The organism is Staphylococcus sp. HMSC072E01 (assembly GCF_001814125.1).
In the GTDB taxonomy this organism is placed as follows: Bacteria; Bacillota; Bacilli; order Staphylococcales; family Staphylococcaceae; genus Staphylococcus; species Staphylococcus hominis.
Genome location: NZ_KV814962.1, coordinates 20363 through 36834 on the forward strand (window position 1 = coordinate 20363; position 16472 = coordinate 36834).

The following is a 16472-nucleotide window of genomic DNA, read 5'->3' on the forward strand; positions in this document are numbered from 1 at the left end:
AATCTCTCGCGTTTTATTGTTATATACGTTTACGTCGTCGAGCGAAACCAGAAACGATGATTTTTGAAATTTGGTCTGCGAATAATAATCCTAATGCAATCGCACCAGCGATAAGTGTGACTTCGAGCATTGTGTTGATTGCTTTACCAAATTGTAATAAGACTAGATTTTTAGTTGCATCAAAAGCAAGTCCACCAGGAACTAATGGAATAATACCAGTAACCATGAAAATGATTGCAGGTTCACGTTTTTTACGAGCCATGTAATGACTGATTAAACCCAATGTAAAGCTACCGAAAAAACTTGAATAAATCGTATGTATATTCAAACCTTGGTAGAATAAAATATATACCATCCATCCACAAGCTCCAACAAAACCACACGATAGATACAGCTTTCTAGGAGCGTCAAAGATGACACAGAAAAAGAGAGAAGCTGTATAACTAAATATAAAATTAAATAACCAAAACATTTATGCGTACTCCTAAACTAATATTAATATCGAACCTACGCCGGCACCAATACCAAATGCGGTGACAAGTGCTTCTAAAGACTTAGTAGTAAACATCATCATATGACCACCAAATAAATCTTGTATAGCATTCGTAATCAGTACTCCAGGTACAATAGGCATGACTGCAGCAATAATAATAGTAGCTAAATCACCACTTGGCGCTAACCAATGACCGAATACTGCGATAATACCAATAACTAAGGATCCGACGAATTCTGGAATAAATTGGGCGTGTAATCGGCGATCCAAAATTTCAACAACCAGATACCCAATACTACCTGCAAGTAGAGCAGTAATCACATCGATAAATTGGCCACCTTGCAAATATAGGAAACTAATTGCAATAATGGCAGCAGCAATCCCTTTAAATGTTAAGCTACTATCTCGTTTTGCAATATATATTTTTTCTAATCGCTCTTTTGCATCTTCTAAAGAGATATCCCCTTTTGTGATTAATCGTGATATTTCATTTGCTTGTGAAATTTTAATGAGATTAGTATCACGGGAATTAATTCTAAATATTCGGGGGTAAGATTCGTTATGTAAAGTAAATTGAATGACTGTATTTGTAACGAAGCTATTGCTTTCAGGATATCCTAGTTTTCGGGCAATACGTGTCATCGTATCTTCTACACGTGTTCCTTCCGCGCCAGATTCAAGTAATATACGTCCAGCCATCATGACGACGTCTTTGATTAAAGTTTCATCTATATGTTCTTGTTTATTTGTATTTTCCATTTCATCACCATTCGTTAAGATGTAATCATTATTATAGTAGAAGTACATGAAAATAACTACCTTACATTATAAAACTTAACAATCATAATATGATTAACATTATACCTCAATAGTAGGTAAATATATTTTAATGAAAATAAAATTTAATGTTAAAAAACAATTAATTTATAACAATAATGTTTCAGAACATTACAATTCGGTTAAATAATAATAGTTAACAAGTCAAAATTGTGCTGGGTAGCGACAGCACTTTTGTGATTTGTTAATGTTCAGAGTAGTAATGAAGTTCTCCCAAACCATACTACTTGAAGTACACTTTGTAAAAAGTGTACTTTATCTCGGAAACTAATTGTCTTATATAAATATATTAATTTATTGAAAAATGGAGCAAAGACTGGCGTCTACTATGCTAGTCTTTGCTCCATTTATATATTAAATTGCAAAAAATTGATCGAAATGATCAGTAGTTAAAATATGGCCGATATAGAAACTACCAAAGTCGCCATAGCGAGCAGTCGTTTCATCAAAACGCATTTCATAAATAATTTTCTTGAATTGTAGAACATCATCTGAGAATAATGTGACGCCCCATTCAAAATCATCAAAACCTACTGAACCAGTAATAAATTGTTTAATTTTACCAGCGAATTTGCGTCCAATCATACCATGGTTATACATTAGTTTTTTACGATCTTCCATTGGTAACATATACCAGTTATATGTTTCATTACGACGTTTATTCATTGGATAGAAACAAATATATTCTGTTCTAGGCAATTCTGGATATAATCTTGCTTTAATATGTGGATTTTCATAAGGATCTTCGTCTGATTTACCAGCTAAATAGTTACCTAACTCAATCACAGATACATATGAATAAGTTTGAATGAAGAAATCAGCAATTCTTAATTTATTTAATTCATTTTCAATTTCATTCAATTCTTTCATTTCTGGACGTAAATACCATAATAAAATATCTGCTTTTTGACCTGTAATATTATATAAAGCATAATCTCCAGCTTGTTTTTCTCTGGCAGTGGCTTTATTTTCGATAAATACTTTAAATTCATTAATCATTGCTTCGCGCTCATCTTCTGGCACCAATCTAAAAGTTGCCCAATCGACAGCGTAAAATAAATGAAGGCTATACCAACCATCTAATGTTTCAGCTGCTTCACTCATATCTATCGCTCCTTTAAATATATTTTCTATCAATACAGATTAAATTTTATCATAAAGAGAATTGTCACACATACTTAAAAGATTACAAATTAATGAAATAGAAATATTAAAAGAAATAAAGTATAATTAAGGTGAAAATATTATTATTTAAAAAATTTGAGGAGGGCATTATGTCTAGTTTATTAGATGTATTACAAGAAAAACTTTCAGGAAAAAACGTTAGAATTGTATTACCGGAAGGTGAAGATGAACGAGTATTAACAGCGGCTACAAAGTTACAAGCAACTGACTATGTTACACCTTTAGTATTAGGTAATGAAGAAAAAGTAAATACTTTAGCTCAGGATAAAGGATTAGATATCTCTAATATTCAAATTATCGATCCTTCTAAAAGTGATTTGAAACCTGAATTAGTCAAATCTTTCGTAGAACGTCGTAAAGGTAAAGCTACTGAAGAACAAGCTCAAGAATTATTAAACAATGTTAACTATTTTGGAACAATGTTAGTATACGCTGATCATGCTGATGGATTAGTAAGTGGTGCTGCGCATTCAACTGGAGATACTGTCCGTCCTGCCTTACAAATTATTAAAACAAAACCTGGCGTATCTAGAACATCTGGTATCTTCTTTATGATTAAAGAAGATAAACAATATATATTTGGTGATTGTGCTATCAATCCAACATTAGAATCTTCTGATTTAGCAGAAATTGCCGTAGAAAGTGCAAAATCAGCAAAAAGTTTTGGTATGGACCCACGTGTTGCTATGTTAAGTTTCTCAACTAAAGGTTCAGCTAAATCAGATGATGTAGAAAAAGTCGCTAACGCAGTAAAATTAGCACAAGAAAAAGTGGAATCTGAAGGTTTAGATAATGTAGTGGTTGATGGAGAATTTCAATTTGATGCTGCGATTGTACCTGCAGTTGCAGAGAAAAAAGCACCTGGAGCAAAAATTCAAGGTGACGCAAATGTATTTGTATTCCCAAGTTTAGAAGCAGGTAATATTGGCTACAAAATTGCACAACGTTTAGGTGGATTTGAAGCGATTGGTCCAGTTTTACAAGGTCTTAATTCACCTGTAAATGATTTATCTCGTGGTTGCTCTACTGAAGACGTTTATAACTTATCAATTATCACTGCTGCTCAAACATTACAATAATGGATTTAGCGAGTAAGTATTTTAATGACATTCATTGGCGCTATATAGACCATTCTTCAGGTTTAGCGCCAATGCAGTCATTTGCATTTGATGACACGTTTTCAGAAAGTGTAGGAAAAGATATATCTTGTAACGTTGTAAGAACATGGATTCATCAACACACTGTCATTTTAGGTATACATGATTCACGTTTACCATTTTTAAAAGACGGTATTCAATACTTAACTGACGAGATCGGTTATAATGCAATCGTTAGAAATTCTGGTGGTCTTGGGGTTGTATTAGACCAAGGTGTTTTAAATATTTCGCTTATTTTTAAAGGACAAACTGAGACAACCATTGATGAAGCATTCACAGTGATGTATTTACTTATTTGTAAAATGTTCGAAAATGAAAATGTAGATATAGATACTAAAGAAATAGAGCATTCATATTGTCCTGGAAGATTTGATTTAAGTATTGATGGAAAAAAATTTGCTGGTATTTCACAACGACGGGTACGTGGAGGTATTGCAGTTCAAATTTATTTATGTGTTGAAGGCTCTGGTGAAGAAAGAGCTGAAATGATGCATGAATTTTATCAACGTTCCTTGAAAGGTGAAGTTACGAAATTTAAATATCCGGATATTAAACCAGAATGTATGGCATCTTTGGAAACATTACTTCATCGGGACATTAAAGTTCAAGATGTGATGTTCCAATTACTTTATGCGATTAAAGACTTAGGTGGCCAGCTAAATATGAATCCAATTACAGAGGATGAGTGGCAACGTTATGAAGGATATTTCGATAAAATGATTGAACGTAATGAGAAAATGAATCGTTCCTTAGATTAAAATAAGATAAAAGGGAGTAAGAAAAATTCTAAGTGAATTTTAGCTTACTCCCTTTTTAGCATGCAATCATACAACTAAAGTATATATTTACCTTCAAAAATATAAAAATTGCTACATTCTTATTATTTTTTATAGTAATATAGATGAGGTGGATTCATTTAAGAACGATAATTTAACCATAATTATGTTGATTATAACATTTTTTAGGATATAAATATTTCAAAGTTTTGAACTATTTTTGACAAAGTTTTATACTATTTATTGATGTATTAACACAAATGCAAGATTTGAAGTAAATGAGTATAAACATATGTGTGACATGACATGTACAAATGTATAAATACGTTCAATTTTAAAATAACATTAATGAATGTTGAAATCATTTTAGAAAGAATATTAAAGGTGAGAGATCATGGTACGACGTGGCTATGGAGAATCTAACGGAAAAATTATATTGATTGGTGAGCATGCTGTAACTTTTGGCCAGCCAGCAATCGCCATTCCATTTACTTCAGGAAAAGTAAAAGTGCTTATTGAAAGCCTAGAAAAAGGTAATTATTCAGCAATTCAGAGTGATGTTTATGATGGTCCTTTATACGATGCACCTGATCATTTGAAATCACTTATTACACACTTCGTAGAAAGCAAACATGTTGAAGAACCATTGTTGATTAAAATTCAAGCTAATTTACCACCTTCTCGAGGTTTAGGTTCGAGTGCAGCAGTAGCAGTAGCTTTTATAAGAGCAAGTTATGATTATTTAGAATTACCGCTATCTGATAAAGAATTACTAGAAAATGCAGACTGGGCTGAACGCATTGCTCATGGTAAACCAAGTGGTATTGATACAAAAACGATTGTAACGAATCAACCCGTTTGGTATCAAAAAGGAGAAGTTGAAATTTTAAAGTCCCTTGATTTAGATGGCTATATGGTTGTTATTGATACAGGAGTTAAAGGCTCTACAAAACAAGCAGTTGAAGATGTACATCGTTTATGTGATAACGATGAGTCATATATGAATGTCATTGAACATATTGGCTCTCTTGTTTATTTAGCTAGTGATGCAATTAACCATCATAGCTTTGATCAGCTTGCTAATATATTTAATCAATGTCAAAACGATTTAAGAACATTGACAGTCAGTCACGATAAAATCGAAACATTACTCGAAATTGGAAGACAACATGGTGCAGTAGCTGGTAAATTAACTGGTGGTGGACGAGGAGGCAGCATGTTAATTCTAACTAAAGAAGAAGTGACTGCTAAAACTATTGTTGCAGCAGCCGAAAAAGCTGGAGCGCAACATACTTGGATTGAAAAGTTAGGAGGATAAATCTTTGAAAAAAAGTGGTAAAGCACGCGCCCATACGAATATTGCTCTAATAAAATATTGGGGAAAAGCAGATGAAAATCTAATTATTCCTATGAATAATAGTTTATCAGTGACATTAGAGCGTTTCTATACAGAAACACGTGTAACGTTTGATGATTCATTAACAGAAGATCAACTTATTTTAAATAAAGAAGCTGTTAATGCTAAAGAAAGCGCTAAAATTCAACGTTATATGGATATGATTCGAAAAGAAGCTGGTATTTCAACGTATGCACTAATAGAAAGTGATAATTTTGTGCCTACTGCTGCCGGTTTAGCTTCTTCAGCTAGTGCATATGCAGCTTTAGCTGGTGCTTGCAATGAAGCGCTTGATTTAAACCTATCAGATAAAGATTTATCTCGCCTTGCTCGTCGTGGTTCTGGATCAGCATCAAGAAGTATTTATGGTGGTTTTGCTGAATGGGAAAAAGGTTATGATGATAAAACGTCTTACGCCCATCAAATTGAGTCAGATGGCTTCGAGAATGACTTAGCTATGATTTTTGTAGTTATTAACAATAAATCAAAGAAAGTGTCAAGTCGTTCAGGTATGTCTTTAACTCGTGATACCTCACGTTTTTATCAATACTGGTTAGATCATGTAGAGGAAGATTTAAAAGTCACAAAACAAGCGATTGCCCAAAAAGATTTTAAACGAATGGGTGAAGTGATTGAGGCAAACGGTTTGAGAATGCACGCAACAAATTTAGGTGCACAGCCACCATTTACATATCTTGTGCCGGAAAGCTACGAAGCTATGAGAATTGTACATGAATGTAGAGAAGCAGGATTACCTTGTTATTTTACTATGGATGCAGGACCAAATGTAAAAGTTCTAATAGAAAAGAAACATCAACAGGCGATTGTGAATCAATTTTTAGAAGTATTTAATAAAGATCAAATTATAACAAGTGATATTACACACACAGGAGTCGAAATAATTAAGTAGGGAAGAGATATAATGATTCAGGCAAAAGCGCCAGGAAAACTTTATATAGCGGGCGAATATGCTGTAACCGAGCCGGGATATAAATCAGTGTTAATTGCAGTAGATCGTTTTGTCACGGCTGCTATTGAAGCTTCAAATGAAATTACAGGTACGATTCATTCTAAAACATTACACTATGAACCTGTCACATTTAATCGTAATGAAGATAAAATAGAAATATCAGATGTACATGCAGCCAATCAACTCAAATATGTAGTCACTGCTATTGAAGTGTTTGAGCAGTATGCGAAAAGTTGTAATATAAAATTAAAACATTTTCATCTTACTATTGATAGTAATCTTGCAGATGCATCAGGACAAAAGTATGGTTTAGGTTCTAGTGCTGCAGTTTTAGTATCTGTGATTAAGGTTCTAAATGAATTTTATGAAATGGAGTTATCCAATCTTTATATTTATAAGCTCGCGGTTATTTCAAATATGAGATTACAAAGTTTAAGTTCATGCGGAGATATTGCTGTTAGTGTTTATAGTGGATGGCTTGCCTATAGTACGTTTGATCACGAATGGGTAAAGCAACAAATGAAAGAAACCTCTGTAGAAGAAGTATTAGAAAAAAACTGGCCTGGTCTTCATATAGAACCTTTACAAGCGCCTGAAAATATGGAAGTCCTCATAGGATGGACCGGTTCTCCTGCTTCGTCGCCTCACTTAGTAAGTGAAGTCAAGCGTTTGAAATCTGATCCTATTTTTTATGGTAAGTTTCTTGAACAATCAAATACGTGTGTTGAAAATTTAATCTATGCTTTTAAAACGAATAATATAAAAGGTGTACAAAAAATGATTCGTCAAAATCGTAGTATTATTCAGCAAATGGATAAAGAGGCTACGGTTGATATTGAAACAAAAAAATTAAAATTATTATGTGATATTGGTGAACGTTTTGGCGGTGCAGCAAAAACTTCTGGCGCTGGTGGAGGAGATTGTGGTATTACAATTATCGATAATAAAGTTGATAAGCCCTCTATTTATGAAGTATGGGAAAAAGAAGGCATTAAACCTTTGAAATTTAAAATATATCACGGACAATAAGACTACTATTATGATGAAGCGAGACATTTTATTAAGAAATATATGTCTTGCTTTTTATTTATAGCAAATCTTTTTTAGTGCTTGAATTTTTAATTAAAAAGAGTAAAATAATTAGAGTTGTAATACATGAATGGAAGTAAATATGAGTGAAAATAATGTAAAGGTGGGTAGCGAAGTGAAGAATAAATTTTTGATTTGTGACGAATGTCAGGCAGTTAACTTAAAATCATTAAAGAAAAAATTAGAAAAATTAGATCCTGATGCTGAAATTGAAATAGGCTGTCAGTCATACTGTGGTCCAGGTCGCCGTAAGACATTTGCTTTTGTTAATAATCGCCCACTTGCTGCATTGACTGAAGATGAACTTATGGAAAAAGTCACTACACAATTAAAAAAACCACGTGATCCTGAAGAAGAAGAACGTTTGAGAAAACGTAATGAAGAACGTAAGCGTCGTAAAGAAGAACAAGATAGAAAATTAAAAGAAAAATTAGCAAAGCGTAAAGCAAGTAAATAATCTATATCGATGATAAAGAAGCTCGCAAACTCATTAAAAAATGGGTTTACGAGCTTTTTTATTAAATATTAAATAAGTCATTAAATGATTCAGCTATTGTTGGATGAGTATAAATATTATCACGTAATACTTGATAAGGAATATGTTGGTCGATAGCAAGTTTAATTAAATTAATAATTTCTTCAGAACCTTTACCATATAAAGTAGCACCTAATATTTCATTATTATCTTTATTGATTACAACTTTGAAAAGACCGCGACCATCGTTATTAATTTTGTGTTTTGGTAAAGTATTAATAAATAAATTGTTTTCAACGTAATTATAATTTAATTGTTGTGCTTCTAAAGCGGTCATACCAACACGAGAAAGTGGTGGGTCGATAAATACTGTATAAGGGATAGTACCACGATTTTCAGTGTGTCGTGAACGGTCACCGAATAATTCAGATTTCAAGATTCTAAAGTCATCTAAAGAAATATAAGTGAATTGTAATCCACCTTTTACATCTCCAGCAGCATAAATATGTGATACAGAGGTTTGTAAATGGTTGTTTACTTTTATTTCTCCGTGAGTGCCTAACTCAATATCTGTATTGTCTAAAGCTAAATCTGTATTTGGTACACGTCCTGTAGCAAGTAAGATTGCATCACCAGTAAAGTTCCCTTGTGAAGTTTCAACCGTTGTCAAATCACCTTCATTTTTTAATGCTTTTGTTTCAACATTAGTGATTAAACGTACGCCTTTATCTTTAAAATCATTAATCATGTGTGTGACTATTTCTTGATCTTCTCTGGCCATAAATTGTTTATTATATTCTAATACAGTTACGTTTGTACCGAAGTTTTGAAACATTGAGGCAAATTCTAATGCAATATATCCTCCACCAATAATTACTAATTCTTTAGGTTGATAAGAAATATTTAATAGTCCTTTTGAATCATATACATTTTGTGCTAAGTCTATACCTTTAATATTAGGAATATTAGATTTTGCACCTGTATTAATTAAAATTTTATCTGCGGTCAGTGTTTGAACTAACTTACCTTTTTCATCAATTAATTCGACTTCTGTATTAGATTTAAATTGTGCTTTAAAGTTTAACAAGGTAATGTTTTCATCATTTTCTAAGTTTAAATAGTTTTTTTGATTTAATGCTTTGACTACTTCTTTTTTTCTTGAAAAGGCAGTTGAAAAATCGACATGTTTAATACCATCGTTAACAAGCACTTTAGACGGAATACAGCCATGATTTATGCATGTGCCGCCATAGCTTTCTTTAAACTGTTCAATTAAAGCAACCTGTTGTCCTTGTGATGATGCATATTTGGCAAGTGTTTTTCCGGCTTTACCAAAACCAATAACGATTAAATTATAATGTGTCATATGTTGTATCCTCCTGAAGTGTATCATTCATTACATCATTAATTGTGAGGGTATCATAAAAATTTAAAATAACACGATATTCCTTTTGATTATAGTGTGACATGGTCTTTGCTATGTTTCTTGATATTTCACAATCGCTCTGCTCATGACCTGTGAAAATACGCTGTTGGCTGTCTTTTTCGAGCACAAATATACGATATAGTACTGATAGCTTAATGCTAGCAGTTGAATGATTTGCACTATACCCACCGTTTTTACCACGAGAAGTCTTAATAAACTGATATTGATTTAAAACAGTAGTCACTCTACGTAATTGAACTGGATTGAGGCAAGTTAATTTTGCTAAAGTTTGACTACTGAATTGTTGGTTGTCGTGTTTTACTAAAAAACAAAGTACGTGAACGGCAATGTTAAATTCTAAATTCAAATGAGTCACCTCCTAAATGTAACTTTATTAGTTACATTTAAATATAAAATAAAGACTATGTCAAATTTAATGTTTTAAACACTATTGAATGCATTTATCATTACTAATTGGGTAAACTATAAATAGAAACTATAGTTTAAGGAGTTGTGAATATCATGGCAGAATTTGTACAATTAGGAAAATCTGATGTTCATGTATTTCCAGTTGCATTAGGCGCAAATGCAGTCGGAGGACATAATTTATATCCTAATTTAGATGAAGAGCAAGGGAAAGATGTCGTTAGAAAAGCTATTGATAATGGTATTACTTTAATTGATACTGCGTTTATTTATGGACCTAAACGCTCAGAAGAACTTGTAGGAGAAGTTGTAAAGGAATATCCTCGTGAAAAAGTTCAAATTGCAACTAAAGGTTCACATGTTATTAAAAATAATGGCGATGTTGTTCAAAATAACCAACCTGATTATTTAAAACAACAAGTTGAAGAGAGCTTAGAACGCTTGCAAGTGGATTATATTGACTTGTATTACATTCATTTTCCTGATGAGGATACACCAAAAGATGAAGCTGTGGCAGCATTACAAGAACTTAAAAAAGAAGGAAAAATTAAAGCAATAGGTGTTTCAAACTTTACGTTAGATCAACTTAAAGAGGCGAATAAAGACGGATATGTGGATGTTGTTCAATTAGAATATAATTTACTACATCGTGAAAATGAAGAAGTAATGAAATACGCAGCTGAAAATGATATTACGTTTGTACCCTATTTCCCATTAGCTTCTGGTATTTTAGCTGGTAAATATGAAGAAAATCAAACTTTTGATGATCATCGTGCAACTCGTCGTGATTTCCAACCAGAAGTGTTCAATGATAACGTACGTCGAGTAAAAGAATTATCAAGTATTGCTGAAACTCATAATACAAGTATTGCTAATATTGTATTAGCATTCTATTTAACACGTCCATCACTTGATGTTGTTATTCCTGGTGCGAAACGTGCTGATCAAGTTGTAGAAAACATTGAAGCAGCAAATATTGAACTGACTGAAGAAGAAATTAAGAAAATAGATACTTTATTCCCAATTGAATAAAGTACGCTAAATAAAAGTAATAATGACTCCTACACCGTTTATATAGGTGTAGGAGTTTTTATTATAAATAAAAGTAAAAAGATGGGGTACATAATAAGTAAATAGAAAAAATACATTAATAATATAAACTAAAAAAGAGGTAAGATATATGATTACTGTATTATTTGGTGGAAGTCGTCCCCAAGGAAATACTGCTCAATTAACACAATATGCTCTAGAAGGAAAACAATATAATTGGATTGATTTAACACAATATCATTTTAAACCTGTAAGAGATTATAGGCACGAATCAAAGCAAATTGAGTCATACATAGATGATTATCAATTGATTATTGACCAAGTGCTTGAAAGTGATACAGTTATTTTTGCATCCCCTGTGTATTGGTATAGTGTGTCAGCATCTTTAAAGGCATTTATCGATCATTGGTCAGAATCATTAATCGATCCTAAATATCAGGATTTTAAAACTAAAATGTCTAACATTGATTTTAGATTAATCTTAGTTGGGGGAGATTGTCCGAAAGTAAAAGCGAAACCTTGCATTAAACAATTAGAATATAGTTTAGATTTTCTCGGAGCAAAACTAAATGGTTATATTATTGGTACAGCAGAAAGACCTGGAGATGTTATGAAAGATGTATATGCTCTAGAAAGAGCACAGGAATGGAATGCAGTCCTGTCTTAATAAGGTTGAGTGAAAGCGTTTATTAATATACTATGATATAATTTTGTTATTAAATTACAATGAAATGTCAGGAGAATGAAGCATGTATACAGTTAGAAAAGCGACAACTAATGACGTTATAGCAATAAGAGATGTAGCTACAAAAGCTTGGTATAATACCTATTTAAATATTTATGCAGTATCAACAGTTAATGAATTATTAGCAGCTTCGTATAATGAACACCATTTAAAAAAGCGATTAGAAGATCAACTTTTTTTAGTTGTTGAAGAAAATAATGAAATTGTAGGATTTGCTAACTTTATCTATGGTAAAGAATTGTACTTAGCTGCCCATTATGTTCATCCAGGTGTACAACATAAAGGTTATGGCACAAGTTTACTTGAAAAAGGATTACAAGAATTTGAAAATGAATATGATACGGTCTTTTTAGAAGTGGATAATAAGAACAAAGAAGCTATTCATTATTATCAACATCATGGTTTCGAAATAATTCGTTCATATCAACCAGAAATGTATGGTGAACAATTAGATTTAGCGTTAATGAAGAAAGTATTATAAGAATTAATTAACTTAAATTCATATTACTACTGATGAAAGCAAGTATGAAAGAGGAGGATGAATTTGACACAATCATCTTATGTAACTAAAAAATTAGCTGAAGAAAAAGTATTTAAAGATCCAATTCATAAGTATGTTCATGTTAAAGATCAACTGATATGGGATTTAATTAAAGCTAAAGAATTTCAGCGCTTGCGTCGTATTAAGCAATTAGGTACATTATACCTTGCCTTTCATACTGCAGAACACAGTCGTTTTGGACACTCTTTAGGAGTCTATGAAATTGTAAGACGTATGATTGATGAATCATTTGTTGGGCGTGAAGCATGGAATAATAAAGATCGCCCCCTTGCTTTATGTGCAGCTTTATTACATGATTTGGGTCATGGGCCGTTCTCACATAGTTTTGAGAAGATATTTAATACGGATCACGAAGCGTTTACCCAAGAAATTATTACTGGAAACACTGAGGTTAACGAAGTATTAAGTAGAGTGTCTGAGACCTTTCCTCAGGAAGTAGCCGATGTTATTAATAAAACGCATAAAAATAAATTAGTCATTTCCATGATTTCATCTCAAATTGATGCTGATCGTATGGACTATTTGCAACGTGATGCTTATTTCACCGGTGTATCTTATGGTACATTTGATATGGAGCGTATACTTCGATTAATGAGACCATCAAAAGATGAAGTACTTATTAAAGAAAGTGGTATGCATGCTGTAGAAAATTTTATTATGAGTCGTTACCAAATGTATTGGCAAATCTATTTTCATCCCGTAAGTCGTGGTGGAGAAGTACTATTAAATAATTGTCTTAAGCGAGTCAAACAGCTTTATAAGGAAGACTATCAATTTAAAATGTATCCAAAAGAATTTATTCCATTTTTTGAAGGTACAATTACAATTGATCAGTATGTAGAATTAGATGAAGTAACTGTATTATTTTATTTGAAGAAATGGATACATGAAGAAGATGAGATCTTAAGTGATTTAGCGCGTCGATTTATTAATCGTGATCTCTTTAAGTATATTCCATTTGATGGTTCGATTATTACAATTACTGAATTACAGGATTTATTTATTGAAGGTGGCATTGACCCGGAATATTATTTTGTTAGTGAAGCATTTTCAGATTTACCATATGATTATGATCGACCTGGTTCTAATCGACAACCTATCCATTTGTTACGACGAAATGGTAGTATTAAAGAAATTAGTAGCCAATCGTTAGTCATTTCAAGTATTACTGGGATTAATCGAGAAGACTATAAACTATACTATCCTAAAGAAATGATTCTTAATATTAAAGATTCGGAAGTGAAAGGTTCAATTATTAATTTATTGAATGAATTAAATTAAATATTTGATGATAATATACGCTATTATTTAATAGCGAGTGTGAAAAGGTAAAGAAGTATTGGAGGAATCATCGTGGCAGAAAATAAAGGGTTTAAATTTAATATTATAAAAAATGATCCTCTAGATGGTCATAAAGGTACAAATATAGGAGCGATTAGTTTAGATAATATTGCACCTGTATTTATCGATGTTGCAAATAAAGAAGCATTTGTTGATATTGGCGGTATGCATGCACGTGCGGAAGTAGAAAAAGGCGTAAAGTGGATTACTGATAAAGAATCAGTGGAAGGTCCAGAGGCTAAGGAATATTGGTTATGTTGGGTGACTACTGAACGTGGTGAAAATGGTCCTTATTACGCGGGCGTCACTGCATGTTATTTACTTGTAAATAAAAGTATTCGTCGAGGTTATAAGAGTATGCCAGAACATGTCAATATGATGGATAAGTCTATGAAACATCAAGTTATTATTGATCAAATTGGTGAAGAAAATAAAAAAGTATTAAAAGATTTTTTAATATCCCATAATGAAACGATGTGGAATAACTCAAACGAGGCGTTATTTAAGGCATTTGATTAGAAAAAACTCGAGACACTCAGCAGTGCATATTCAATGACTGAGTATCTCGAGTTTTTATTTTTCTAAAGTATCTCCAATATTATAAAACTGATGAACTGATTTCATTACATTATGATAAATCTGTTGAAAAGATTGTTCAGTTTGTTTACTAATAACTCTTAAATCTTCATATTCAGGCTTTATTTTAAAAATTTTTCCATTTTTTAAAGAAAGTTTAATTGAAACATTTCCATATGGCGTTTGAATATCACGAAATGTTCTATCTAAAATTCGACGATTCACTTTATAACTACGTACGCCAAGTGAGGATGTATGTTTTAATATCATATCTTCAATACGCAATTTATCTTCAACTTTACAAATAATAGTTAACTGAGTAGCTGGTCGATTTTTTTTCATAATAATAGGGGAATAGTATATGTCTAATACATCGTTTTGTAATGCAGTATCCATAAAATGACCTAACGTTTCTGGTGTCATATCATCCATTTGACATTCTAACACTTGTACTTGATCATAACTTGTCTCATTATCTGTAAATTGAATCGCTCTAATTACATTTGGAAAATCAAAATTTTTAGTCCCTGCGCCGTATCCGATATGTTGCATCGTAGCAGCTGGAAAAGGGCCGAATTCTGTCACTAAACTTTTAGCAATTGCTGCGCCTGTCGGTGTAGTCAGTTCGCTGTGAACGTCAAAGCTTGCTAATGGTATACCTTTTAAAATTTCTGCTGTGGCAGGTGCCGGTACTGGATATATACCATGCGCTATTTTAATTTTCCCATTTCCAGTAGGAATGGGTGAACAGTACAAATGATCGATATTAAGTAATTCTAAAGCGATACACCCTCCAACGATGTCAATGATAGAATCCATGGCACCGACTTCATGAAAATGAACGTCTTTAATAGACATGCCATGAATTTTTGCCTCTGCATGACCAATCGTTTCAAAAATAGACTTACTTCTCATTTTTACTCTTTCATCTAAATCACTTTCATCAATCATTTTAAATATATCAGATGCTGTTCGATGGTGATGTGACTCATGAAAATCAATGGATAAAGTCATTGCATGAATACCTTGTTTCATTTCTTTTTTAAAATTTAACTTAAAATTATCAATAGGTAATTTTTTAAGTTCATGTTCTATTTCGTTTGGTGAAGCACCTAAGTCTACCAACGCAGCTAGGAGCATGTCTCCAGCAATACCTGCATGACAATCTAAGTATAATGCGTTACTCATATATTTCTCTCATCCTCATTTTTTTCTAACATATTCATAATCATTGCGGCATTGTACCCTGCACCAAATCCATTATCGATATTTAAGACACTGGTACCTGGTGCACAGCTATTTACCATAGATAAAAGAGTAGTGACACCATTAAAGTTAGCGCCATAACCTACACTGGTAGGAACAGCATAAACGGGATGGTCTACGAGTCCACCTACTACGCTTGCAAGAGCACCTTCCATTCCAGCAATGACTATACTTACTTTACCTTGTCGAATTTCATGAATATGTTCAAACAAACGATGTATCCCCGAAACGCCAACATCATAGTAACGTTTCACAGTAATGCCCATAAGTTCCGCAGTAATAGCTGCTTCTTCAGAAACCGGTAAGTCTGAAGTTCCGGCACAAAGCACAGAAATATAATATTTTGATTTTTGAACCGAGGCAATCGGAGTACAAACAATGCGAGCTTCAGGATGATATTCTAAATGCGGATGTTTTTCTAATACATAATTTGCTTTTTCTTCATTAATACGTGTAACAAGAATTACATGGTGATAACGAGATAAACTAGTTATAATGGTATCAATTTGTTCTTTTGTTTTACCTTGTCCAAAGATAACTTCTGGAAAACCTTGACGCTTTGCTCTATGTAAATCAATTTTAGCAAAGCCCAATTCGTCGTAATGACTAAGTTGGGCTTTAGCTTCATCAATTGATATTTGGTTTGATTTTACACCTTCGAGCAGATTTTCAATAAAATGTTGATCATTACTCATAAGTGTA

General features: G+C 32.5%; 18 protein-coding genes. 11 read left to right on the forward strand and 7 right to left on the reverse strand.

Going from position 1 to position 16472, the window contains the following annotated elements:
• Positions 1 to 19 precede the first annotated feature (19 nt).
• The 3 genes from HMPREF2953_RS01955 to hemQ all read right to left on the reverse strand — a co-directional run bounded on the left by HMPREF2953_RS01955 (position 20) and on the right by hemQ (position 2434).
• Positions 20 to 472, reverse strand: a complete 453-nt coding sequence (locus tag HMPREF2953_RS01955) for a threonine/serine exporter family protein (RefSeq protein WP_002448879.1) — start codon at positions 470 to 472, stop codon at positions 20 to 22.
• Between the two features lie 12 nt (positions 473 to 484).
• Positions 485 to 1252, reverse strand: a complete 768-nt coding sequence (locus HMPREF2953_RS01960) for a threonine/serine exporter family protein (RefSeq protein ID WP_029376813.1) — start codon at positions 1250 to 1252, stop codon at positions 485 to 487.
• A 432-nt stretch (positions 1253 to 1684) separates the two neighbouring features.
• Positions 1685 to 2434 (reverse strand): hydrogen peroxide-dependent heme synthase, encoded by a 750-nt coding sequence (hemQ, locus tag HMPREF2953_RS01965; protein WP_070671507.1) that lies wholly within the window; start codon positions 2432 to 2434, stop codon positions 1685 to 1687.
• 170 nt (positions 2435 to 2604) lie between these two features.
• Here hemQ and pta point away from each other — a divergent pair, with 170 nt between their 5' ends.
• From pta to HMPREF2953_RS01995, 6 genes are all read left to right on the forward strand, one after another.
• A complete protein-coding gene (gene pta / locus HMPREF2953_RS01970) occupies positions 2605 to 3594 on the forward strand; it encodes a phosphate acetyltransferase (RefSeq protein ID WP_070671509.1) in 990 nt (329 codons plus the stop codon).
• Positions 3594 to 4430, forward strand: coding sequence for a lipoate--protein ligase family protein (locus tag HMPREF2953_RS01975; RefSeq protein ID WP_070671511.1), 837 nt, complete (start codon positions 3594 to 3596; stop codon positions 4428 to 4430). Before pta ends, HMPREF2953_RS01975 begins: the two co-directional genes overlap by 1 nt.
• A 412-nt stretch (positions 4431 to 4842) precedes the next feature.
• A complete protein-coding gene (gene mvk, locus HMPREF2953_RS01980; protein WP_070671513.1) occupies positions 4843 to 5766 on the forward strand; it encodes a mevalonate kinase in 924 nt (307 codons plus the stop codon).
• A 4-nt stretch (positions 5767 to 5770) separates the two neighbouring features.
• Positions 5771 to 6754, forward strand: coding sequence for a diphosphomevalonate decarboxylase (gene mvaD / locus HMPREF2953_RS01985; protein ID WP_070671516.1), 984 nt, complete (start codon positions 5771 to 5773; stop codon positions 6752 to 6754).
• Positions 6755 to 6766: 12 nt separating this feature from the next.
• Positions 6767 to 7843, forward strand: coding sequence for a phosphomevalonate kinase (locus HMPREF2953_RS01990; RefSeq protein WP_049334973.1), 1077 nt, complete (start codon positions 6767 to 6769; stop codon positions 7841 to 7843).
• A 175-nt stretch (positions 7844 to 8018) separates the two neighbouring features.
• Positions 8019 to 8360 carry a YuzB family protein gene (locus tag HMPREF2953_RS01995; RefSeq protein ID WP_070671985.1) on the forward strand — a complete coding sequence of 114 codons (342 nt, stop codon included), beginning with the start codon at positions 8019 to 8021 and terminating at the stop codon, positions 8358 to 8360.
• Positions 8361 to 8421: 61 nt separating this feature from the next.
• Here HMPREF2953_RS01995 and merA read toward each other — a convergent pair whose 3' ends face one another.
• Both merA and hypR read right to left on the reverse strand, forming a co-directional pair.
• Positions 8422 to 9744, reverse strand: coding sequence for a hypothiocyanous acid reductase MerA (merA, locus tag HMPREF2953_RS02000; RefSeq protein WP_070671519.1), 1323 nt, complete (start codon positions 9742 to 9744; stop codon positions 8422 to 8424).
• A complete protein-coding gene (gene hypR / locus HMPREF2953_RS02005) occupies positions 9731 to 10171 on the reverse strand; it encodes a redox-sensitive transcriptional regulator HypR (RefSeq protein ID WP_070671521.1) in 441 nt (146 codons plus the stop codon). The genes merA and hypR overlap by 14 nt, the downstream gene beginning before the upstream one ends.
• Positions 10172 to 10326: 155 nt before the next feature.
• Between hypR and HMPREF2953_RS02010 the strand changes: the two genes are divergently transcribed.
• The 5 genes from HMPREF2953_RS02010 (at position 10327) to HMPREF2953_RS02030 (ending at position 14447) form a co-directional block, all read left to right on the forward strand.
• Positions 10327 to 11262, forward strand: coding sequence for an aldo/keto reductase (locus HMPREF2953_RS02010; RefSeq protein ID WP_070671523.1), 936 nt, complete (start codon positions 10327 to 10329; stop codon positions 11260 to 11262).
• A 148-nt stretch (positions 11263 to 11410) separates the two neighbouring features.
• Positions 11411 to 11947 (forward strand): flavodoxin family protein, encoded by a 537-nt coding sequence (locus HMPREF2953_RS02015; RefSeq protein ID WP_002448926.1) that lies wholly within the window; start codon positions 11411 to 11413, stop codon positions 11945 to 11947.
• Positions 11948 to 12029: 82 nt separating this feature from the next.
• Entirely contained in the window at positions 12030 to 12506 is a 477-nt protein-coding gene (locus HMPREF2953_RS02020) for a GNAT family N-acetyltransferase (RefSeq protein ID WP_070671525.1), read from the forward strand.
• 57 nt (positions 12507 to 12563) lie between these two features.
• The gene (locus HMPREF2953_RS02025; RefSeq protein ID WP_176746025.1) at positions 12564 to 13868 is read left to right on the forward strand and encodes an HD domain-containing protein; all 1305 of its coding nucleotides are present in this window, start codon (positions 12564 to 12566) and stop codon (positions 13866 to 13868) included.
• Between the two features lie 72 nt (positions 13869 to 13940).
• Positions 13941 to 14447, forward strand: coding sequence for a YwhD family protein (locus tag HMPREF2953_RS02030; RefSeq protein ID WP_070671529.1), 507 nt, complete (start codon positions 13941 to 13943; stop codon positions 14445 to 14447).
• A 54-nt stretch (positions 14448 to 14501) separates the two neighbouring features.
• Here HMPREF2953_RS02030 and larC read toward each other — a convergent pair whose 3' ends face one another.
• Positions 14502 to 15692 carry a nickel pincer cofactor biosynthesis protein LarC gene (gene larC, locus HMPREF2953_RS02035; RefSeq protein WP_070671530.1) on the reverse strand — a complete coding sequence of 397 codons (1191 nt, stop codon included), beginning with the start codon at positions 15690 to 15692 and terminating at the stop codon, positions 14502 to 14504.
• Positions 15689 to 16465, reverse strand: a complete 777-nt coding sequence (gene larB, locus HMPREF2953_RS02040; RefSeq protein ID WP_070671532.1) for a nickel pincer cofactor biosynthesis protein LarB — start codon at positions 16463 to 16465, stop codon at positions 15689 to 15691. The genes larC and larB overlap by 4 nt, the downstream gene beginning before the upstream one ends.
• Positions 16466 to 16472 lie beyond the last annotated feature (7 nt).